The organism is Neobacillus rhizosphaerae (assembly GCF_937468385.1).
Lineage (GTDB): Bacteria > Bacillota > Bacilli > Bacillales > Cytobacillaceae > Neobacillus > Neobacillus rhizosphaerae.
On the sequence record NZ_CALBWS010000001.1, the window covers coordinates 90,831 to 112,244 of the forward strand.

Consider the following 21,414-nt stretch of genomic DNA (forward strand, 5'->3'; position numbering starts at 1 on the left):
TAGGGCAGGGGATAATAATAGAAAAAAAACCTTTTGTTGGTCTTTTTCGATAAGAAAACTTATAATAAATGAATTGAATAATCCTTTATTGAAAGTAAGGAGATATAATGGACAAGCTACATCAGTTTTGGGAAATAATCGTCCGTTTTTGGAAAAAGAAACACCTCACACAAATATTTCTATTAATCATCCTAGTAGTTGTGCTGGCGGTGATCCTTTATTTTGCCTGGCTCGCATCACGAGCAAATGTTCAATCGTTGCAGGAGGGTTTAAGCCAGCCAACCGTTATTTATGACAAGAATGGGAAAGTTGCCAGCAATGTTGCGACCAATCGGACGAAGGGCGTGAAAATCGCTGAATTGCCGAAGTATGTACCAAATGCTGTGGTGGCAATTGAAGATGAACGCTTTTATGAGCATGGCGGCTTTGATGTAAAAGGGATTGCTCGGGCCTTTTTCGGTAATATATTTTCGGGAAGGATTACGGGAGGCGGCAGTACGTTAACACAGCAACTTACGAAAAATGCTCTTCTCTCCCCGGAACGTACTTATAAGCGAAAAGCCGAAGAATTATTTTTAGCGGTTAAAATCGAGAAGGTTTATTCAAAAGATGAGATTCTGCAAATGTATCTTAATCAAGTTTATTTCGGAAGCGGGTCCTGGGGAATCGGCAATGCCTCCAAAAAATACTTTAACAAAGATATTAAGGATGTTACTGTGAGTGAAGCAGCGATGCTGGCAGGACTTCTACACGCGCCGAATTATCTTGATCCTTATAATAATTATGACTTGGCAGTGAAACGCCGCAATGTCGTCTTAGGAAAGATGAAGGAACTCGGGTTTATTTCTGCCACAGAGTACAACACGGCGAAGAAAGAAACAATTCGCCTTGATGATGGCGGCGGCAGTTACGTTGAACGGAAATATCCCTATTATGTTGATGCCGTGTTAAATGAGGCAATAAATAAATATGGATTAACTCAGGATGAGATTTTAACAAGAGGATACCGGATTTATACAGAATTGGATTCCAACCTTCAAGATGGCCTAGAAAAGGTTTATCGGAATAGCTACTTGTTCCCACAAGGAAAAGGAAATACATTAGTCCAAAGCGGCTCTGTGTTAATGGATCCTGCTTCCGGCGGTGTCCGTGCCCTTGTAGGCGGCCGCGGTGAGCATGTTTTCCGTGGCTTTAACCGGGCCACGCAATTACAGGCCCAACCAGGGTCAACGATAAAACCACTGGTTGTATATACACCGGCTCTTGAAAATGGTTACAAATATTCATCAGAGCTTGTCGATGAACCAACAACGTTCGGAAATTACAAACCAGAAAATTTTTCAAAAACGTACCAGGGTAAGGTACCGATGTATAAGGCGCTGGAGGACTCATTAAATATTCCTGCTGTCTGGCTGCTAAATGAGGTTGGCTTAAACAAGGGTCTGGATTCATTAAATCGTTTTGGCATTCCAGTTGAAAAAACAGACAAAAACTTAGCCATTGCTCTTGGCGGGATGAGTAAGGGAGTTTCGCCACTGCAAATGGCCAATGCTTTTTCCGTTTTCCCAAATGGCGGGACACGACAGGATAGCCATCTGATTACAAAAATTGTCGGACCGACTGGGAACATTATTTCCGAACGAAAAGCAAAAACGACAAAGGTAACTTCGAAAAAAGTAACGGGCGAAATGACCTCAATGCTGCTTAACGTCGTTGAAACAGGCACAGGTAAACGCGCCCATATTCCAGGGATACAAATTGCCGGAAAAACAGGGTCGACCCAGCTGCCATTTAACAAGGTAAATGGGACTAAGGATCAATGGATGGTCGGATACACGCCCAACCTTGTGGGAGCCGTTTGGATTGGTTATGATCAAACGGACCAAGAGCACTACCTGCCCAGCTCAAGCTCGGCCAATGTGGTACCGATTTTCAAAGAAATGATGAAGGAGTCAATACAGTACCTTCCAAAAGAAAACTTTGAAACTGCATCGATTAATGCTCAGTTATCTGGCGATGTAAAGCCGGAGAAAAGCATTCAGGAGCAGGCAAAGGAAATAAGTAAAGAATTAAATAAAAATGCCCAAAAGCTTGGTTCGACGATAAAAGAAAAAGCCCCAGGGTGGAAAAAGGGCTTGGATAAGGCGTTATATACGGTCGGCAAAACGGTCGATTCATTGGTTGAAAAAGTTAAAAGTCTTAAAGAATAGCACGCACTAGTTGCGAGCTATTCTTTTTGTATGGAAAAGGGGCGGAGCGCCGCAAAAATGTATCACTTTAGCTAGTTAAAGTGAAATACCCATTTCACTAGACGAAAGATGTGAAGTCTAGCTCTGCTCTCACCGCCTTTATTAGGTGACTACGGCTTATTCTCTAAATTTATTTCCATCGTAGGGTTGGGAGTTGAGGCTCATGATAGTTTTTTGTAAGCTTCCAATCTAGACTTTTTACTTATTTACCTCTTTTTATTTGCACGGAATGAAAAAAATCCCCTGCCATCTTCATTAATTTATCTTCTTGATCAGGGTAATAAATGACAATAAAGCATGTAGCTGGACCCGATGATTTTAAAACATCTACATTTGACATGACCATTTCCTTTGAAAACTCTTTATTAGAAAATATCTGATTTAGCTCAAATAAGATTCCTTTAGAGCCAACAGGCCAAATCATTACATTATCACCTAAACTTATCTCCTGAAAAATAGAAAGAGGGACAACATGTTCATTTTGATCAATCACTTCGTTTCCAACAAGAGGCATCCCTACTACTGCTATTTTCATTTGTTCAGAGTAAATCATCTCTGTAGCTTGTACAAAAGACTTTTTCCCGATAACAACCAAGCCCACCGCAGATTGTAATAGGGAAAAATTACTTTCCGTACTGCCCGTGATAACCACATTTTTTAAATCTAGTTCGAACAACCCTTTTTGTACTCCCCTAACAAGCTCATCCCATGGTTCATTTCCGCAAAAATTATGGAGCACGACAGAAAGGGGCTGTCCACCAGCCGCGATACATTCCATGACCGCCACTCTAAAGGAATAATAAGCAACCGTTTCGTATGGTACATGAACTGAATCCTGACCTTTCATCCCAATGGCTCCGCTATTATCACAAGCGATAATAAGCGAGTCCTCACCTTTAAAGGGGATGGTTATAATATCCCTCATTGTTTTGTCTCTCTTTTAAATAAACCATGTGAGACCAGTGAAGTTAGTCGTGGTATAGATACCATAGCGATACCTGTATTTACGATCGAACCGATTAACAGTGAAGGGACAATGGCCAAATAAAAACCTTTATTCATTAAAAAAATAAATGGTATTGGGGCCACAAAAGAATTCCCTAGAATAAAAAGCGAACTAGCTATAACTTTCTTGTTATTTTTATACAGAATTCCAAAAATCCAAACGAGGGCAGCCATTTCTACAGCAATAAGAAAGTGCATGGGTCCTAATGGGAAACCGCCTAGCATCGCCGAAATTAGATGTCCAAATGCGCCCACAATCGCTCCAGCAACTCCACCAAATAAGGCCGCTGCCAATAAAGCTGGTAATACATCCAATGCTACACTGTCAACAATAGCTGGTATCTTAATCATCGCTCCAACAGCAGACAATGCGGTTAACATCGCCAGCCAACTTACCATTTTTCCCCTCATCCTACTTTTCATCCTTACGCTTCCCATCCCTAAATACTTTCGCACTGCGCACATATTCTACGTCACTGACATTTAGTCGATAGTTTATAATCCTAGCTAACGCAAAGAAATAATCAGATAGACGGTTTAGGTACATTAATGCTAATTCAGGAGTTTTCGGGTCAGTCTTCAAAAGCTTCACCACTAATCTTTCCGCTCTTCTCGTAACTGTTCTAGCAATATGAATAGTTGCTGATGGCTTTGTTCCTCCAGGTAAAATAAATCGTTCTAGCTCTGGTGCCTCTTCAATATATTCATCTATTTTTTGTTCCAGGTAATCAATCGATTCTTGATGAAGCTTTAATTCCCGTTTTTCAGACACATTGGCAAGATCGCCTCCACAATCGAATAATTCATGTTGGATTTTTTCAAGATCATCTAATATATCCTTAAATATTTCCAGCTCAAGCTCCGTTATCGCTTGACCAACAAAGCAATTCACTTCATCGACTGTTCCATACGCTTCTACTCTCGTGTCATCTTTGTCTACCCTTCCACCAATAATACTTGTTTTTCCTTTGTCACCAGTTCTAGTGTAAATTCTCATTGCTATTATCCCCTTATTTAATATTTTGGTTTAATCCATACCAAATGACATCGACTTTATCTGATTTTGCTGCCATATCTTGATATGCCCAGCCTGTTACATCCCGCCATACTCTATTTTCTACTTCCAATGGAACAATTCCTTTTGTAATATCGGTCCCTATAACAACCAATTTGCGATTAACCCCAGCTTTCTCCCAAATAAGCCAATTTTCTTTACACCTGTTCCAGATTTCACGAGAATGGTTGACATCATAGTTCTTCGTTAAATCTTTCAACCATAATTCTACACCCTCTAAGATGATTACTGGTTCTTCAATATCCATTAAATTTGTCGGAAGTGGATCGTGATTATATGCTGATAGCCAATTATCTTGCTTACTAACTTGATAAGTCTTTTTTACCCATGCTCTTTTACCGTTAAAGGCACCTCCAATAATAAAGTGCATCGTTCACCCCTCCTTAACACGGATCGATCAAAAATAAGTTCGAACCCATGATTATGCCGTATCTGCCAGCTCCAAAACTCTTTCTGTTCAGGTGCAAATTTAGATAAAAGATATCTGATTACTCCACCATGGGAAATAACCGCACAACTCTGCAAGTTTTGAGAAAAAACATCATAGGTAATCCTATCCCAACCAACTTGAACTCGCTTGCTGAACTGATGAAAAGATTCTCCAGCTGGGGGACTATTATCAACAGGATCTGACAGCCACTGACGATAGCGACGATTTTCTCTTAGGTCGTCGTAAGTTTTCCCTTCCCATTTGCCAAAATTCATTTCTCTTAATTCTTCTAATAGAACCAGCTTAGCTTTAGGAAATAATATATCCGATGTACGAATACATCTTTGCAAATCACTAGAAAAATAGCGCTCATATCTTTTTGTTGTCGACATTTCTTTTGATTCAGCACAAAGGGGAGAATCATTCCAGCCTAAATAAGCTTTTCGTTTATTTTCTTCTGTTACCCCATGACGAAATAATGCAATAACCACACGGTCATCCACAATATTAACTCAGTCCCTTCTACAGAAGCTCCTAATACATCTCCCGTAATCCCGCCAAACCATTTCACTGCTTTCCGACGGCAAAAGTATAAACAACAGGTAGCAACTAAAATCAATAATCCTACAAGTAAAAATTCTTTATTCAATAAGATAACTAGAAATAGAAAACCTAAAAGGTACACGGGATAGATCCAAAGTACTTGCGGTTTTGCCGCACTTTGAAATAACGAACCCAAGCCCTCATTTTTGGCCGACTTAACCGTTAACAACAGTACACCCATTACACTCTTACTCAAAAAAGGAATCCCCGCAATAAAGATATATGTTACGTATTCGACATTCAGCGTACTCTCATAGATAAAAAGAAACCTACAGCTTAATAAAACAATGATGGATAAAACGCCAAATGCACCAGTTCGAGGATCCTTCATTATTTCAAGTCTTTTCTCTTGATCTTGATAGGCAAAATAAGCATCACTCGCATCCATCCAACCATCTAGATGGATTCCTCCTGTAAGGAATATCGTTGCCAGCCAAAGCAAGAAGGCAGATGCTAGATGAGAAAAAGGTGTTAGTTCTTGAAACACATAAAATAGAGATAAATAGATGACCCCTTGTAATAATCCTAATAGAGGAAAAGCTTGCACTGCCTTTCTTAGATGTTGCTTATCCATCGGTAATTCAAGGGAAATAGGTATTGCTGTGAAAAATTGAAGGTTTATCAAGAATCCTTTTATGAATCTTCTCATCTTGTACTCCATTGATTGATTATGTCTTTTAACAAATCCCATTTTAGATGGCTTTTCATTTGGGAAGCTAGAAAATCAAATCTTTTATCTTTAAAGTCGTTAATATAAGTGGGTTCTTGAACAGGAATTCCTTTTCTTTTCCGAATCATGTTTAACCAGTGACCTCTCCACTCATCATTATGAAATAAATGATGTAGATATGTCCCAATGATTTGGCCGTCCTTTACGAAATAGCCTTCTTCTTCCCCATTGTCTAATATTAAAAACGAACATCCCATGTTAGAAAAAACGGTTTTTCCTAAATGAATCTCATACCCTTCTACCTGCTGGTTGGTTGGCAATCTAGTGTCTTTGTGATACTTGCCAATAACTCGATTTGTTTCTTTTTCTTCATAGAAAGTGGTTATCGCAGGAATACATCCTAATCCCGACACCGTTGAGGCCGATTCTCCAGTATCAGAACCATCTACATCAATCAATTCCTCACCAAGTATTTGATATCCACCACAAATGCCAACAACATGTCCGCCTGTCTTGACATGTTGTAGGATGAGGATATCTAACTGTTTATCTCTTAAGTTTTTCAAATCGCTAATTGTACTTTTTGTGCCAGGAATGATAATGGCATCTGGCTGTCCAAAGTCACTAGCATGATTGACCCAGCGTAGCGAAACATCTTCTTCATATAAGAATGGTTCCAAGTCACTGTAATTAGAAATATAAGGTAGATGGATGACTGCAATGTCAAGAGTCCCCTTTTTCTTGGTTGAAAATTGGGAGCGGAGGGATAATGAATCCTCTCCATCGATCATATGATTCTCCATAAATGGCAATACACCTAATACGGGGATTCCTGTTCTCTTTTCCAGCCAATCGATTCCATCTTCAAATAAAGTGATATCTCCGCGGAATTTATTGATAATCAATCCTACGACTCTTTTCCTTTCTTTAGGCTCCAACAGATCAAGGGTGCCAACAATACTTGCAAATACTCCACCACGATCAATATCAGCTACAAGCACAACAGGAACATCCGCCAGTTCAGCTACCATCATGTTGACAATTTCCCGATCCTTTAAATTGATTTCAACGGGGCTGCCTGCTCCCTCAATCACCACTACCTCGAAATGTTCCTCAAGATGATCAAGAGATTTCTTAATCACTTCTATCCCCTTTTCATAAAATTGTTCTCGATATTCACGCCCCGAATAAGTCTCGATCGCTTTTCCTAAATAAACTACCTCAGCGTTCTGATTAGAACGCGGCTTTAATAAAATGGGATTCATCCATACTGTTGGCTCATTTCTAGCAGCTTCAGCTTGGATTCCTTGTGCTCTGCCGATCTCTTTTCCGTCAACTGTCACGTAGGAATTATTAGACATATTTTGTGATTTGAAGGGGGTTACTTTTACACCTTCATTGGCAAGAATTCGGCACATGGCCGTAACAATTAGACTTTTTCCGACATCCGAAGCAGTGCCCTGAATCATGACTCCTTTCATTGCCTCACACCCTTCATAGCAATTGGAATCCCTGCTTCCACTAAAAAAGCTTGATCCGCTTCTTCAACTAAAACCTGATGGATCTGTCCCAGCAATCGACTATATAAAAATACGAGATCATTTCCAGGTAATGACTCGTTTAAAACTTCATTACTAACAACAATCATTGTTCCTGCTCGATTTTTTATCGAAATGATCCCTGTAATAATTTTTTCTTTAACCGTTTCTAAAAAAGAATCATTCCACGTTTGCTCAGTAGAAAACAGTTCATTATTTAATAGTGTTGTCACACAATCTAATAAAATGATATCACCACTAGAAAAAGTTTCGGCAAGCCTACCTATTTGAACAGACTGTTCGATCGTTTTCCATTGGTATGTCCCAGCTTCTCTATCGCTCTGGTGCTTTTCAATTCGTTCCTGCATTTCTGAATCAGAAGGAACTCCCGTTGCAATGTAATATAGTGGTCCCCCTGATTGGCTTGCTATCTCTAAAGCTAGCCTTTCTGCCATGCTGCTTTTTCCGCTTCTTACACCTCCAGTAATGAAGATTAATGATGATGACGCCATTCCGCTAACACCTCCATTAGATGATTATTTTCTTCACAGCCTTTAATAGCAAAACGAAGCCATCTTCCCTCCAAACCTGGAAAATTAAATGTATGTCGAGGAACGATAGCTTTATGAAGTAGAAATTCAAACAATTTAAACTGATCATTTAAAAATGGATCACGTAATAAATAGAAATTAACGTTGGAGGAAGAAACGCCAAATTCATTTTTTTTAAAAAATTCAAAGATCCTTTTCCGCTCATTATTAATATATTCCTGTGTCAGCTTAATAAAAGATTCATTTTCTAAGCATAACTCGCCTGCTCTTAATGCAATGGTATTAATACTCCAATGCGATTGGAGTTGGCTAAGCATTAAAATTGTATCAGGTTGAGCGACCAAATATCCTAAGCGAATGCCCGGAATCGCAAACATTTTTGTCAACGATCGAATAATAATTAAATTTGAAAACTTGCTTATGTATGGAATGAATGAGTCATATTCTATTAAAAAATCAAAAAATGCTTCATCTAAAATAACGAGACAATTGTGCATTTTACATTCCTCGATTATCGATAAAATCGTTGACCTAGGATATTGAATACCTGTTGGATTATTCGGATTACAAAGGAACATCGCATCGACATGCGCTAGTTTAGCTCGCAATTCATCAAGATTTAATTCGAAATGAGGCTCACATAGTTGATGATACAGAACTTCACATTTGTTTGCCTGACAGGCTTTTTCATATTCCGAAAAGGTTGGCTGTACCAATAATACCCTTTTTCCTGCAAGCATTCGTGCAACCAAGGTAATAAGCTCTGCTCCCCCATTTCCAATCAAAATAGATTCTACAGGAACCTGTTCTAGGTTCTCGATCCTTTTTTTCAGCTGGATAGCATAGGGATCTGGATAAACGAAAATTTCTTGATAAAATTCCATCCATTTTTCTTTCAAAATAGGAGGTGGACCAAGAGGATTGATATTTGCGCTAAAATCATTATAATGCTTAGGGAGCGAAAGCCCCATTGCCTCATATAAGTACTGAGGATTAGAGCCATGTGAAGGCCAAATCAAAGAGCATTCCTCCGATCCATAATAATAGTATAAATAAAAATACTGTTTTTGCTAAAATGAAATTCGCCTTTATGATGTGTTCAGCCTGAATCGGATAAATGGGTTCACCCATTTTTGCTCGGTTCGAAACCACCCCTTTGTAATAGTTCCTGCCGCCAAGCTGAATCCCTAAAATAGCAGCAACAGCAGCTTCCCCCCAGCCGCTGTTTGGGCTGGGATGCTTTTTCGCATCTCGGAACATGATCTCCCAAGCTTTTCGATAACTCCCATGTTCTGGACGTTTTCCTAACAGCATTATGATTCCTGTTAGGCGGCTTGGGATCCAATTCATCACATCATCCCATTTAGCTGATGCCCAGCCAAAGTCTTTATATCTTTCGTTTACATACCCAACCATTGAATCACAAGTATTGGTTGCCCGATAGACCATAGCGAGAGGAGCTCCTCCGATTAGTGCCCAAAATAAAGGGGCCGTCACTCCGTCACTCGTATTTTCTGCAACAGTCTCAATCGTTCCCCTTGCTATTTCACTTTCGTCAAGGTTATCAGTATCACGGCCAACAATATAGGATAATTTCTTTCTTGCTTCGACTAGGTTTCCTGATTTTAACGGTTGATAGACCTCGAGAGAAGCTTCCTTCAAGCTTCTTTGGGCGATTGATGTAGAAATAATGATACTTTCTACCAATATTCCAATAAAAGGATGAATCTTATATCCTATTAATACTACAAGGAACACGATGGAAAAAATAAACAGTAAAATAAAAAGGAGCATCGCAACCCCTTTCCATCTTTTAAATTTCCTTTGATTCCATCGCTTCTCAAAAAATGTTATTATCGATCCAATCCATCTTACAGGATGAGGCCATTTAGGGGGATCTCCTATAAGCAAATCAATTATATAAGCAAATGTTATCGAGATAAGGTGATAGACAATCATGTTTTTTTCCTTTGTTGAGATTTTTGAATCGCCTTAGTCGTGCACTGATAGACAGCTTTACTAATAAGCTTTCCTAAAGGAGTAATCGTGCCGGCAAAGTCTAACAGTTTTCCCGTTTGAGAAGCTGCAATCAAAATACTATCTGTTGAGGTACCAGTAGCAATGGTTCCTGTGACTTCATCTAACACCATGAGATCATGCATGGCCTTTACCTTTGCTTCAGTCGCTGTCATAATACTTTGAATAAATGCTTCCTCCGTTAGCTCACCGTTAACGAAAATCCAGGTATTAATCGTACCAGGAGTCAATTGAAGTGAATGCTGCTCACTTTTCGAAGCATCAACCGCATTTCCAACCCCCGCTGTGACAACAACAAATATCGAGAAATTGTTTTGTTCGAGCAGTTGGTACGCCACATCTTCAAGCCATACCGCTGTCATCATTCCAACCGTCTCTGATGGTTCAAACCCCTTTGATTTTAAAAAGGAAGCCATTTCCACCCGATGATCATCACAATTATAGTCCTTGCTAACATGACGATTGACAAAAGATTGATGCCAGCCTGTTCCCGAGCCAACCACACCTGAAGACATTGTTCTTAATGGGGACGGGGATCTTAAGTCGATGAACTCATTCGAAACATGTAACATGGTCTCATTAATTTCAATAACTTTTGTTCCCCTATTCACTTCCGGTAGTAACACCATTTGCGGTGCAGCTACCTTTGGATGGGGGTGTTTTTGAATTTTTGTATGATATACGTCTCTTATTCGATCCTCTCTAAGAACCTCATTTGGAATATGATTGATGTTGATGGTTCCTTTTTCCAGCAGGAGCAATCGATCACAATAGAGGCCAGCAAGATTTAAATCATGGAAAATCGAGATCACCGTTAATCCATTTTCTGTCGTCCATAATTTTAAAAGATCTAGAAGTTCTTTTTGATACGATAGATCTAAGTGATTTGTCGGTTCATCCAAAAGAAGAATTTCAGGCTTCTGGGCCAGCGCTTGAGCAAGAAATACCCTTTGTTTTTCGCCACCAGATAACTCTTGAATATTTTTATTTTGAAATGAAGATATTCCGGTCTGGTCCATGACTCTTTGAACAATGTCCTCATCCTCTTTCGACCAAGTCTGAAACCAGCCTTTTTGATGAGCATATCTTCCAAGTGATACGGTTTCTTTAACCGTATAGGAAAAAGACTGTGAAGAATGCTGGGAATGAACGGCAACCATTTGGGCTAGCTGTTTGATCCCATATTCCTGAAGTCTTTTTCCACGAATTAAAATCTCACCTTGTTGAAATGGCAGGATACCACTAATCATTTTTAGTAAGGTTGTTTTCCCACTTCCATTTGGTCCTAAAACCCCGAATAATTCACCTTGTTCCACTTGAAAAGAAATGTCCTTTAATATAGCTTCACCTGAGTAACCACCTGAAACCTGTTGAACGCTAAGCACTTTCTATCCACTTCTTTCCATCCTTTTTCTTTGTAGTAGGATTAATGCAAATACTGGTGCACCAATTAAAGCCGTAATCACCCCAATTGGCAATTCTGTTGGAGAAATAATCGTCCGAGACAGGAGATCAGCTAGAATTAAGAATCCGCTTCCCGTTAAAATAGATAGTGGAAGAAGATGCCGATGATCGGGTCCCCATATTATTCTTGAAAGGTGGGGAATAACAAGCCCTACAAAACCGATCGTTCCGGAAACGGCAACCGCAGCTCCTGTTAAAATGGAACCAGCCGTTAAGATGACTAGCTTTCTTTTTTGAACATTCACCCCTAAATGCTGTGCTCTTTCTTCCCCAAATGACATGGCATTTAATTCTTTTGCATTAAAGATAAGTATCGCTGAACCAATGATAAAAAATGGCAAAATGATTTTTATGTATTCCCAACCTCTCATCGATACACTTCCTAAGAGCCAGCCAATAATTTGCCTTAGCTCATCTCCAGTTAGTGCAATCATGAGAGAAATAAGGGCTCCTAAAAAGGAGCTAAAGATAATACCCGTTAATATAATCGTCTCCACTCTCATTGAGCGCTCGATTTTCCGGGCAAAAGCAAGTACTAAAAAGATGGTCAAAAAGGAAAATAGGATACTAAGTAATGGTAAGGTGAAGGAACCTATAAATGGGATGGATAGATGAAAAAACAGTGTTAGGACCGCCCCCACTGACGCCCCAGAAGATACACCTAATGTATATGGATCTGCTAACGGGTTTCTTAATAGACCTTGAAAGGCCGCTCCTGCAATTGCAAGAGCTGCCCCCACTAGGCCTGCTAATATTACTCTAGGTAGGCGAATATTCAACACAATACTTGAATACATCGGGTCAATAGACCCTAGTGAAATACCCCCAAATAACTTAGCACTAATAATTTGAATAATTGTTAGCATCGGAACGGGAACAGATCCTATTGAAATCCCTAATAAAATAGAGATGAATAGAAAAATTCCAGCTAGTCCATAAGCAACATACTTATTATTTAAAAATTTCAGGATAGATAGCCTTTGCAAGATCTTCTACTCCTTCAACGACCCTAGGACCTGAGCGAGTTACACGATCAGAATCGACATCGATTACTTGCTTGTTTTTTACAGCATTAACAGTTTCCCAGCCTTTTCTATTTAATACTTGTTCAGCCGGATTTTTTACATAGTACCCATATGTAGTAATGATAACATCCGGATTTCGTTTGATCATTGCTTCTTGATCAATTTTGATCCAGCCTTCTTGATCATTTGCGATATTTTCCGCTTGAATCGAGCTTAACATTTCATCCATAAAAGTCTTTTTTCCAGGGGTATATATGTCTGGAGCGGGCGATACTTCAACTAATACCTTTTTCTTTTCTTTTATACCCTTCGTCTTTGCGATAATTTCAGCTAGTTTGTCCTTCATTCCTTTGATGATTTCGTCTGCTTTTTTTGTTTCTCCGGTAGCTTTGCCAACCATATTAATGGAATCATACACTTGTTCAAAATTTTGCGCATCATTAACAACAAGTACTGGAATTCCGGCATCTTTTAACTGCTGTAGCCCTTCTTTTGAATTATGGGCAGAAGAGGCATGAGCTAATACTAAATTGGGCTTCAAAGAGATAATTTTTTCCAAATTAATATCTTGTCCGCCAATTTTCTCTTTTTTCGTGACATCTTCAGGATAATTATCATAATCAGAAACACCGACAACTTCTTTCCCGAGACCTAAGGAATAGGCAATTTCCGTATTACTTGGCAACAATGAGACAATCTTTTCAGGCTTCTTTTCTAAAACAACCTGATTACCTAATGCATCTTTTACGGTAACTGGAAAAGTGACTTCCGTTTTTTTCTCAACACTTGCTTTATTACCCTCATTAACTTGATCTTTCTTTTCAGCACAACCTGCTAAAGCTCCTACCGTTAATAAAACTATTAACAATAAAGAATACAATTTCTTCATTTTTCTTCTCCCTGCTTTCTGCTTAAATATAATGACCGTAACAAAAATAAATCCGACTTGTGCCAATAAAAAAACATCTCCATATGAAATGAAGATGTTGGTTCGATTAGATTCAATTACTAACATAAAGTAAAAGGAGTCTAGCCTTCAACACCCCCCTATCCTCGTAGGTTTATTGGCGCACAAGAATTAGGCAGGTTTCCTGGCTCATGATCATCGCTTCCTATGTCTTCCCATCTCATTGACAGTGACATTTTATAGGTTGCTCCCATTTACAGTGGCGGGACCGCGTTGGCTTTTAACCAAACTTCCCAATTAAGCTAAAAGTCTTCCAATAAGATTTTAGCACCTAATTTTCATCAATATTATATTGTTAATTCTATTATAAAAAAAGTGGAATGGTTTGTATATGTTTTTTGCTTTAATTTTAAAACTCTATTTAAGTAGGAACTTTTTATATTATTTATTATATCCAGATTAACCCTTTCCCTGGTAAGGAAACCAAGAAATTCCTTCAGTTCTGACCAACAATGAATTCTAGGTAATGTGTTTTATTGTTCAATATTTCTGCAAAGGTTAGCCATTTCGATTGCCGCAACTGCTGCATCCCAGCCCTTATTACCTGCCTTAGTTCCGGCACGCTCGATGGCCTGTTCAATCGAATCAGTTGTTAACACTCCAAAAATAACAGGAATGCCACTAGTTAATGCAGTCGTGGAGACTCCCTTTGCCGCTTCATTACATACATAATCAAAATGAGGAGTGGAACCGCGAATGACTGTACCGAGTGTGATAACAGCATCATATTTTTTACTATTGGCCAACTTTTGAGCAATCAATGGAATTTCAAATGCACCTGGAACCCAGGCGATATCAATGTCGGATCCACTGACTCCATGTCTTTTAAGGGCATCCTGTGCACCGCCTAATAATTTACTTGTAATGAATTCATTAAACCGACCAACCACGATACCTACCTTTAATCCAGAGCCTACCAAATTTCCTTCGAATATATTTCCCATTGTGAAAACCTCCATATACTTATTGTTTAATAATGAAACAAATGACCAAGCTTGTCGTGCTTTGTTCTTAAATAATTGGCATTTTCCGTTCTCATTTCCATTTGTAGCGGCACCCGTTCCACTACCTCAAGATCATAGCCTTTTAGGCCTTTTATTTTTCGTGGGTTATTCGTTAATAACAGCATTTTTTTTATGCCTAAATCCTTCAAAATTTGGGCTCCTATGCCGTATTCCCTTAAATCGGCACCAAAACCAAGCTTTTCATTGGCTTCTACGGTATCATAGCCTTCTTCTTGAAGCTTATAGGCTCTTAGTTTATTTAGCAAACCGATACCACGGCCCTCCTGACGCATATACAACAGGACACCACTCCCCGCATGATTAATTTGGCTTAAGGCAGCATGGAGCTGTGGTCCGCAATCACAGCGGTACGAACCGAAAACATCACCTGTCAAACATTCTGAGTGAACTCTAACAAGGACAGGAGTTTCAGGATCAATTTCACCCTTCACTAAGGCGACATGCTCTTTTCCGTCAACAAGATTCGAATAACCGACCGCTTTAAAGGTGCCAAATTCTGTTGGTAAATTAATTTCTACTTCTCGTTTAATTAAGTTATCCTTTTTGTTTCTGTATTCAATCAAGTCTTTTATCGTTATCATTTTCACGTTTAGATTATTAGCAATTTTTCGAAGCTGAGGAACACGCGCCATCGTACCGTCCTCATTCATGATTTCACAAATGACCCCGGCAGGCTTGGCGCCACATAATTTAGCTAGGTCTACTGCTGCTTCCGTATGTCCTGTTCTTCGCAGCACCCCACCTTTTTTAGCAATAAGCGGAAAAATATGACCAGGTCTTTTAAAATCAGCAGCTTTAGACGCTGGATCGAGCATGCTTAAAACTGTGGCGGAACGTTCAAAGGCAGAAATCCCTGTTGTTGAAAATTTGTGGTCTATGCTTACAGTAAAAGCAGTTCCATGTGAATCCGTGTTGTTTGAAACCATCGGGAGTAAGTCAAGTTTTTGTGCTAATTCTTCCTCGATCGGAACACATACGAGTCCTCGTCCATAGGTGACCATAAAATTAATCACATCTGGTGAAGTTTTTTCAGCTAGGGCGATAAAGTCCCCTTCATTTTCTCTATCCTCGTCATCACAAACAATGACAACCTTTCCTTCTTTTAAATCAGTTATGGCCTCATCAATTGTATTAAACACGCCATATCACTCCTCTTTATATTACAAAACCATGGATGAACCAAGGTTTTCGGTAGTATCGATTACAAAAATCCGTTTTCTTCTAAAAATTTTGCGGTTATCCCTATCCTACTTTTTTGCTGATTATCCAATGTCATCTTGTTAAAAAAATGTCCAACGTATTTTCCAATCATGTCACATTCTAAATTGACGATATCCCCTGAACCCTTTAGTCCCAAGACCGTTTCCGACAATGTATGTGGAATTAGTGATATCGTAAAACTATTTTCCGTTACGCCAAAAACAGTAAGGCTTGTCCCATCTACTGCAATAGAACCTCTTAAAATTACATACCTTAACAATTCTTCATCGGCTTCAATTGTATAATAAACTGCATTTTCGAAGGCCTGCTTGCTTTTTATTATTCCTGTTCCATCGATGTGTCCTGAGACGAAATGACCGCCAAACCTTCCACCAGCTGCCATTGCCCTTTCCAAATTAACTTTGGAACCCCGCTTAACCATCTTTAAACTGGTCGCGTTGACTGTTTCCGGCATCACATCAACCGTGAAATGGTTGCCCGAAAAAGTTGTAACTGTTAGGCATACCCCGTTGACGGCAATGCTGTCTCCAAGATGCACATCTTTAAGGATTTTTTTCGCTTCTAATGTAAGAACAAACGACTCACCAGTCCGCTGGATATTCGAGACTACCCCTATTTCCTCAATGATTCCGGTAAACATAATAATTCCTTCTCCTTACTTAGGTTCAGCGATAATTCTTATATCGCTGCCAATCATATCCACCTGTTTAATGTTCAGCAAAACAGCCTCGGCCATTTTTTCAATTCCTTGACCACCGAATAGGGTTGGGGCTAGTTTTCCACCTATTAACTTCGGTGCAATATAGGTAATGATTTGTTGGAAGGCACGCTCCTTTAAAAAACTGCCCTGCACTTCTGATCCGCCTTCGACAAAAAGCGAAGTGATTCCCCTTTTTCCTAAAGTCACTAACAGATCTTTAATGATTATCTGCTGTTTTTCCGATTTAATCACTTCAATCCCTATTTCGGTAAACTGTTCTACTCGTTTTTGGTCGACTTCAGCCCCTGTGATAATCCATGTAGGTGCCAGAAAATCTGTAATTACTTTCGCGTTTTGCGGTGTCCTCAGGTGAGTATCTAATACGATACGAATAGGGTTTTTACCACCTGTCTCAAGCCTTGTCGTCAAGCTGGGATTATCCTGAATTACCGTATTTACACCAACTAAAATCCCGTCATGCTGGTGGCGCAATTGATGAACATCGTTTCTCGCTTCCTCACCTGTAATCCACATGCTTTCACCCGTTGCTGTTGCCGTTTTTCCATCCAAACTGGCAGCGGATTTCAAGGTGACATAGGGAAGGTCTGTTTGGATGTTATAGAAAAAGGCTTTATTCAGCTCTAGTGCCTGCTGTTGTAGCATTCCAACTTCCACTTCGATTCCAGCCTTTTTCATTCGTTCAATACCTGTACCTGCAACTTGGGGATTTGGATCTGTAGTTGCAACAAATACTTTACGCACACCTGTCCTTATTACCAAATCTGAGCAGGGCGGTGTTCTCCCATGATGGCTGCATGGCTCGAGCGTTACATACAATGTTGATTCTTTCGCTTTATCTCCAGCCATTCGTATGGCATGTACCTCTGCATGGGGTTCACCCGCCTTTAAATGTGCCCCCATGCCAATAATTTGATTTTCCTTCACCAGTACGGCACCAACAACGGGATTGGGTGATGTTTGCCCTAACGTGCCTTTGGCAAGATTTAAAGCTAATTTCATGTAGTCGGTATCATTCATAGTTTTTACTCCCTTAAAAAGGATATAAAAAGACCCTGAAGACAAAAGGTCTTCAAGGTCCTGTAAAAGACAATAGAAAATTAAGGCTTAAAAATAGGTACAATTCACCCTACCCTTAATCCTGCCTTTTCCTTCTCCCATCCAGACTTTAACTGTCGGCCCTGGAGTTTCACCAGATCCACCGTTTAACAAAATATGTTAACCGGGTCACGGACTAAGAAGCATTGCTTCATCACCGCCGGTTAGGAATTTCACCTGACCCCGAAGGAAATTATTCGAATATACATTTATATGTTATTATACTTAATTCAAACAGTAAAGGGAAATGCACAAAACAAAGTTCTGCTAAAAGAAGCAAAAAAATATTGGGAGGTGATACTCCTCCCAAAAATCACATTACTATTAATTAAATTTATTTCTTTCATTGATTATTTTTTTTATAGGCCTTTACTGGTAAATATATTTCAAAATGCAGGTCTCCATTCGCATTTTGGAGTTTATATTTTTCTTTATAGATTTCTAAACTTAATGCATGATGATCCTGTTCATAGCCATACTCTTGCATCCAAGAGAACATTTGTAGGTATGTATTTTCGACTCCATCCAGACTGCCCTTATAAGTAGTGAAAACATAGTTTTTACTGGGAATCGTAAAACCGACCATACCTGCAGGTATTTGACTGATTTTTTCAACTGGTTTGGTTACATAATAGGTAAGCTCCGTTTCCCGGCTGTGAAATGGGGCAATCAAAACAGGTTCATCCGTCTGATATGATACTTCATCAAGACGTTGTTCCATGTTTCTAAAGAGACTCGGAATTGTTCCCATCTGTGAATATGTGCCATTCCAACAAATTCCTACTACATTTATATCTTCTTTTTCAATCACTTGGATATCCAAGCAAATCCCCCCTTTAATCTCTATCTTATTTCTATAATTCTCATAATATCCCTTAAAATCCTGCAAAGAAAATTCGACTAAATCATCAGTTTTATAATTGCTAAATAATAAAATATCGACAAAAAACATCATTTTTCAATAATTTTCCTGAACATCCATTTTTTTAAAATAGTATTAAAATAGATAAAAAAAGCAGCGGAGACATGGTTCCGCTGCTTGAACAAATATTATTTTAGGGTCACTGGGTTATAAAAATCATTTATGCATTTAGGATTCTTTTCTAATAGTTAAATAGATTATTTAACTTCTTGCGGTATCGCTAAATTCAAGCCCTTTGCGACTCTCTCACCATACTCAGGATCTGCTTTGTAAAAATGCTGAATCTGACGAAGCTTGATGTCCTCTCTCTCAACTGGCTTCATGGCACCGACGACCGTTTCCACCAACCTTGAGCGCTCCTCTTCAGACATTAAACGATAAAGGTCACCCGCTTGCGTGTAATGGTCGTGCTCATCATAAGCAACCTGTTCTGCCACACCTGTCACCTGGAAGGCTGTTTGCTTATGTTCAGGTGTTTCCTTAGGGCCTCCATAGCTGTTTGGTTCATAGTAAACCGAACCGCCGCCATTATTGTCAGACCGCATAGCACCGTCACGTTGATAGTTATTTACTTCCACTTTTGGCCGGTTAATTGGCAGCAAGTTATGATTCGGTCCGACACGATAACGGTGCGCATCAGAATAAGCGAAGATACGACCTTGAAGCATCTTATCAGGAGAAGCTTCAACACCTGGTACCATTGTTCCAGGTGAGAATGTAGCCTGTTCCACCTCTGCAAAATAGTTTTCAGGGTTGCGATTAAGCACCATCCGCCCTATCTCTATTAACGGATAATCCTTATGTGACCAGACCTTTGTGACATCAAATGGATCAAAGCGATATGAATAGGCATCTTCAAATGGCATAATTTGCACATGTAATTTCCATGCTGGGAAGTCGCCCTTATCAATGGCATTAAACAAATCTTCTGTATGATAATCAGGGTTTTCACCTGCTAATTTAGCAGCAACTTCATTCGTCATGTTTTTGACATCTTGTTCTGTTTTAAAGTGGTATTTTACCCAAACAGCTTCTCCGTCAGCATTTACCCATTTAAATGTATGGCTTCCATAACCATTCATATGACGAAGTGTGGCAGGAATCCCACGGTCACCCATTAGGTATGTAACTTGGTGTAAGGATTCAGGTGATAAGGACCAGAAGTCCCAGACGGCATTTGGATTTTTCAAATGTGATTTTGGATCTCTTTTTTGCGTATGAATGAAATCAGGAAATTTAATAGCATCACGAATAAAGAAAATAGGAGTGTTATTTCCGACAAGATCATAATTTCCTTCTTCTGTATAAAACTTTACTGAAAATCCACGAGGGTCACGAACAGTATCGGAAGAGCCTAGTTCACCCGCTACTGTTGAGAATCGAATAAACATTGATGTACGCTTACCAACCCCATTAAACAACTTGGCTTTTGTGTATTTTGACATGTCATTTGTCACTTCGAAGTAACCATGTGCTCCAGCACCCTTAGCATGCACAACACGCTCAGGCACACGTTCCCTGTTGAAGTGAGCCAATTTCTCAATTAAGTGTACATCTTGAATTAATGTCGGTCCACGCATACCTGCTGTCATTGAGTTTTGGTTATCACCGACTGGAGTTCCAGTTCCCGTTGTTAAGTGTTTGTTTTCATTACTCACTTCATCACCTCGTAAGTTATTTTTTAGAGCCAATAACTAAATTATAATATAAATTTATAAATAATCAATACTAAATTATAATAAATATAAAGTAATATTGTTTATTGTCAAGAAGACATCTACCACTATAATATAGGTATTAAAAATAAAGGACGTTATTCCAAAATTACTGAATAACGTCCTAAAAATTTCTATTTAAATGAATTGTGAAGTCGTACCCTAGTTGCAGATAGAAAATAGTGGAAGGACATCACCTATCTTTTATTCTACCATGTATCAGTATTGATCGAAAGTTTAGAATAATATAAAAAATATCGCTTAAAATTTTCATCAAATTTCACATTTTTCATAGTAGTTTTTTAACGATAAATTTTAATCTGGGGGAAAATAGATTATACTGTAATTAATAAGGTTTAGGAGGATTACAATGAATGATACAAATGAAAAAAAGACAATAGAAGAGCCAAAAAGGAAAATTAGCTTACAGGAAGCGATGAAGCTGCAGCTTGAAAACAAGAAAAACAAAGCAGCGGCAGGAAATTCCGGCTCAAATAATTCACAAACAACCAAACAAATGAAGAGCCAGCAGACGAAAAAAGTGAGTAATTCTCGGAGAAAAATGGGTGTCTAACGGTCAAAATAGAAAAGATATTCTACCTGGTGCTTTTGTCAAAATAGTCCTAAAAGCGGATCAAAAAAGTGGCACTCTTACAGCAGGGGTAGTTAAGGATATATTGACCAAGTCTAGTTTTCATCCACATGGAATTAAAGTAAGATTAACCAATGGACAAGTTGGCAGGGTGAAAGAGATTCAAAACAAATAAGAAAAGTGCAAGGCGCCCCTTTGCCTGCTAACGAAAAAACAGACTCCGAATGATGGAGTCTGTTTTATTCATTGGTCATTATGATTTACGAACGTTTACCGCTTGTGGTCCACGTTGGCCATTTTCGATTTCAAACGTAACCTCTTGACCCTCATCTAAGGACTTGTATCCTTCACTTTGAATTGCCGAAAAGTGAACGAATACATCTTCTCCACCCTCACGCTCGATGAACCCAAAACCTTTTTCACTGTTAAACCATTTTACTTTACCATGTTCCATTTCTTTGTAGCCTCCTAGCATGTAACAATTACATGATTTTGCAAATTATACTTGC

At 39.1% G+C, this 21,414-nt stretch carries 23 protein-coding genes and 2 riboswitches; of the genes, 3 read left to right on the top strand and 20 right to left on the bottom strand.

Translation table 11 applies throughout. From position 1 onward, the window contains the following. Positions 1-107 precede the first annotated feature (107 nt). A complete protein-coding gene (locus M5A78_RS00425) occupies positions 108-2,210 on the top strand; it encodes a transglycosylase domain-containing protein (RefSeq protein WP_248733317.1) in 2,103 nt (700 codons plus the stop codon). A gap of 241 nt (positions 2,211-2,451) precedes the next feature. Here the strand turns inward: M5A78_RS00425 and M5A78_RS00430 are convergent, their stop codons facing one another. The 19 genes from M5A78_RS00430 to katA all read right to left on the bottom strand — a co-directional run bounded on the left by M5A78_RS00430 (position 2,452) and on the right by katA (position 20,256). Continuing rightward, positions 2,452-3,174, bottom strand: coding sequence for an ATP-binding protein (locus M5A78_RS00430; protein WP_248733318.1), 723 nt, complete (start codon positions 3,172-3,174; stop codon positions 2,452-2,454). Further along, positions 3,171-3,665: an ECF transporter S component gene (locus M5A78_RS00435; RefSeq protein ID WP_248733319.1), complete on the bottom strand. Its 495-nt coding sequence runs from the start codon at positions 3,663-3,665 to the stop codon at positions 3,171-3,173. Before M5A78_RS00435 ends, M5A78_RS00430 begins: the two co-directional genes overlap by 4 nt. A 1-nt stretch (position 3,666) precedes the next feature. Continuing rightward, complete coding sequence (locus M5A78_RS00440; RefSeq protein ID WP_248733320.1) at positions 3,667-4,251, bottom strand: cob(I)yrinic acid a,c-diamide adenosyltransferase; 585 nt, start codon at positions 4,249-4,251, stop codon at positions 3,667-3,669. Positions 4,252-4,264: 13 nt separating this feature from the next. After that, positions 4,265-4,699: a bifunctional adenosylcobinamide kinase/adenosylcobinamide-phosphate guanylyltransferase gene (locus M5A78_RS00445; protein WP_248733321.1), complete on the bottom strand. Its 435-nt coding sequence runs from the start codon at positions 4,697-4,699 to the stop codon at positions 4,265-4,267. Beyond that, complete coding sequence (locus M5A78_RS00450) at positions 4,651-5,250, bottom strand: histidine phosphatase family protein (protein ID WP_248733322.1); 600 nt, start codon at positions 5,248-5,250, stop codon at positions 4,651-4,653. Before M5A78_RS00450 ends, M5A78_RS00445 begins: the two co-directional genes overlap by 49 nt. Then, positions 5,220-6,011: an adenosylcobinamide-GDP ribazoletransferase gene (cobS, locus tag M5A78_RS00455; protein WP_248733323.1), complete on the bottom strand. Its 792-nt coding sequence runs from the start codon at positions 6,009-6,011 to the stop codon at positions 5,220-5,222. Before cobS ends, M5A78_RS00450 begins: the two co-directional genes overlap by 31 nt. Then, complete coding sequence (locus M5A78_RS00460) at positions 6,008-7,513, bottom strand: cobyric acid synthase (RefSeq protein ID WP_248733324.1); 1,506 nt, start codon at positions 7,511-7,513, stop codon at positions 6,008-6,010. Before M5A78_RS00460 ends, cobS begins: the two co-directional genes overlap by 4 nt. Next, positions 7,510-8,082: a bifunctional adenosylcobinamide kinase/adenosylcobinamide-phosphate guanylyltransferase gene (locus M5A78_RS00465; RefSeq protein ID WP_248733325.1), complete on the bottom strand. Its 573-nt coding sequence runs from the start codon at positions 8,080-8,082 to the stop codon at positions 7,510-7,512. The genes M5A78_RS00460 and M5A78_RS00465 overlap by 4 nt, the downstream gene beginning before the upstream one ends. Then, positions 8,064-9,140: a threonine-phosphate decarboxylase CobD gene (gene cobD / locus M5A78_RS00470; RefSeq protein WP_248733326.1), complete on the bottom strand. Its 1,077-nt coding sequence runs from the start codon at positions 9,138-9,140 to the stop codon at positions 8,064-8,066. The genes M5A78_RS00465 and cobD overlap by 19 nt, the downstream gene beginning before the upstream one ends. After that, positions 9,115-10,080, bottom strand: a complete 966-nt coding sequence (gene cbiB / locus M5A78_RS00475) for an adenosylcobinamide-phosphate synthase CbiB (protein WP_248733327.1) — start codon at positions 10,078-10,080, stop codon at positions 9,115-9,117. Before cbiB ends, cobD begins: the two co-directional genes overlap by 26 nt. Then, positions 10,077-11,543 carry an adenosylcobinamide amidohydrolase gene (locus M5A78_RS00480; protein WP_248733328.1) on the bottom strand — a complete coding sequence of 489 codons (1,467 nt, stop codon included), beginning with the start codon at positions 11,541-11,543 and terminating at the stop codon, positions 10,077-10,079. The genes cbiB and M5A78_RS00480 overlap by 4 nt, the downstream gene beginning before the upstream one ends. A gap of 3 nt (positions 11,544-11,546) precedes the next feature. Next, entirely contained in the window at positions 11,547-12,608 is a 1,062-nt protein-coding gene (locus M5A78_RS00485) for a FecCD family ABC transporter permease (protein WP_248733329.1), read from the bottom strand. Beyond that, positions 12,574-13,536 carry an ABC transporter substrate-binding protein gene (locus M5A78_RS00490; protein WP_248733330.1) on the bottom strand — a complete coding sequence of 321 codons (963 nt, stop codon included), beginning with the start codon at positions 13,534-13,536 and terminating at the stop codon, positions 12,574-12,576. Before M5A78_RS00490 ends, M5A78_RS00485 begins: the two co-directional genes overlap by 35 nt. A gap of 175 nt (positions 13,537-13,711) precedes the next feature. Next, positions 13,712-13,904: riboswitch (cobalamin riboswitch) on the bottom strand. A gap of 183 nt (positions 13,905-14,087) precedes the next feature. Continuing rightward, positions 14,088-14,558, bottom strand: coding sequence for a 6,7-dimethyl-8-ribityllumazine synthase (ribH, locus tag M5A78_RS00495; protein WP_248733331.1), 471 nt, complete (start codon positions 14,556-14,558; stop codon positions 14,088-14,090). 26 nt (positions 14,559-14,584) lie between these two features. Then, the gene (locus M5A78_RS00500) at positions 14,585-15,778 is read right to left on the bottom strand and encodes a bifunctional 3,4-dihydroxy-2-butanone-4-phosphate synthase/GTP cyclohydrolase II (RefSeq protein ID WP_248733332.1); all 1,194 of its coding nucleotides are present in this window, start codon (positions 15,776-15,778) and stop codon (positions 14,585-14,587) included. Positions 15,779-15,840: 62 nt separating this feature from the next. Further along, on the bottom strand, positions 15,841-16,500 hold the full coding sequence (gene ribE / locus M5A78_RS00505; protein ID WP_248733333.1) for a riboflavin synthase: 660 nt from the start codon (positions 16,498-16,500) through the stop codon (positions 15,841-15,843). Between the two features lie 15 nt (positions 16,501-16,515). Beyond that, positions 16,516-17,598, bottom strand: a complete 1,083-nt coding sequence (gene ribD, locus M5A78_RS00510) for a bifunctional diaminohydroxyphosphoribosylaminopyrimidine deaminase/5-amino-6-(5-phosphoribosylamino)uracil reductase RibD (RefSeq protein ID WP_248733334.1) — start codon at positions 17,596-17,598, stop codon at positions 16,516-16,518. Between the two features lie 125 nt (positions 17,599-17,723). Continuing rightward, positions 17,724-17,871, bottom strand: a riboswitch (FMN riboswitch). Between the two features lie 148 nt (positions 17,872-18,019). Then, positions 18,020-18,499 (bottom strand): GyrI-like domain-containing protein, encoded by a 480-nt coding sequence (locus tag M5A78_RS00515; protein ID WP_248733335.1) that lies wholly within the window; start codon positions 18,497-18,499, stop codon positions 18,020-18,022. Between the two features lie 296 nt (positions 18,500-18,795). Continuing rightward, complete coding sequence (gene katA, locus M5A78_RS00520) at positions 18,796-20,256, bottom strand: catalase KatA (protein WP_264760420.1); 1,461 nt, start codon at positions 20,254-20,256, stop codon at positions 18,796-18,798. Positions 20,257-20,683: 427 nt separating this feature from the next. On the opposite strand from katA, the gene M5A78_RS00525 reads away from it, so the two are divergent. Both M5A78_RS00525 and M5A78_RS00530 read left to right on the top strand, forming a co-directional pair. Then, the gene (locus tag M5A78_RS00525; RefSeq protein WP_248733336.1) at positions 20,684-20,887 is read left to right on the top strand and encodes a hypothetical protein; all 204 of its coding nucleotides are present in this window, start codon (positions 20,684-20,686) and stop codon (positions 20,885-20,887) included. Beyond that, a complete protein-coding gene (locus M5A78_RS00530) occupies positions 20,880-21,080 on the top strand; it encodes a YwbE family protein (protein ID WP_248733337.1) in 201 nt (66 codons plus the stop codon). Before M5A78_RS00525 ends, M5A78_RS00530 begins: the two co-directional genes overlap by 8 nt. Before the next feature lie 78 nt (positions 21,081-21,158). Here the strand turns inward: M5A78_RS00530 and M5A78_RS00535 are convergent, their stop codons facing one another. Beyond that, positions 21,159-21,359, bottom strand: a complete 201-nt coding sequence (locus M5A78_RS00535) for a cold-shock protein (RefSeq protein ID WP_248733338.1) — start codon at positions 21,357-21,359, stop codon at positions 21,159-21,161. Between the last annotated feature and the right edge of the window lie 55 nt (positions 21,360-21,414).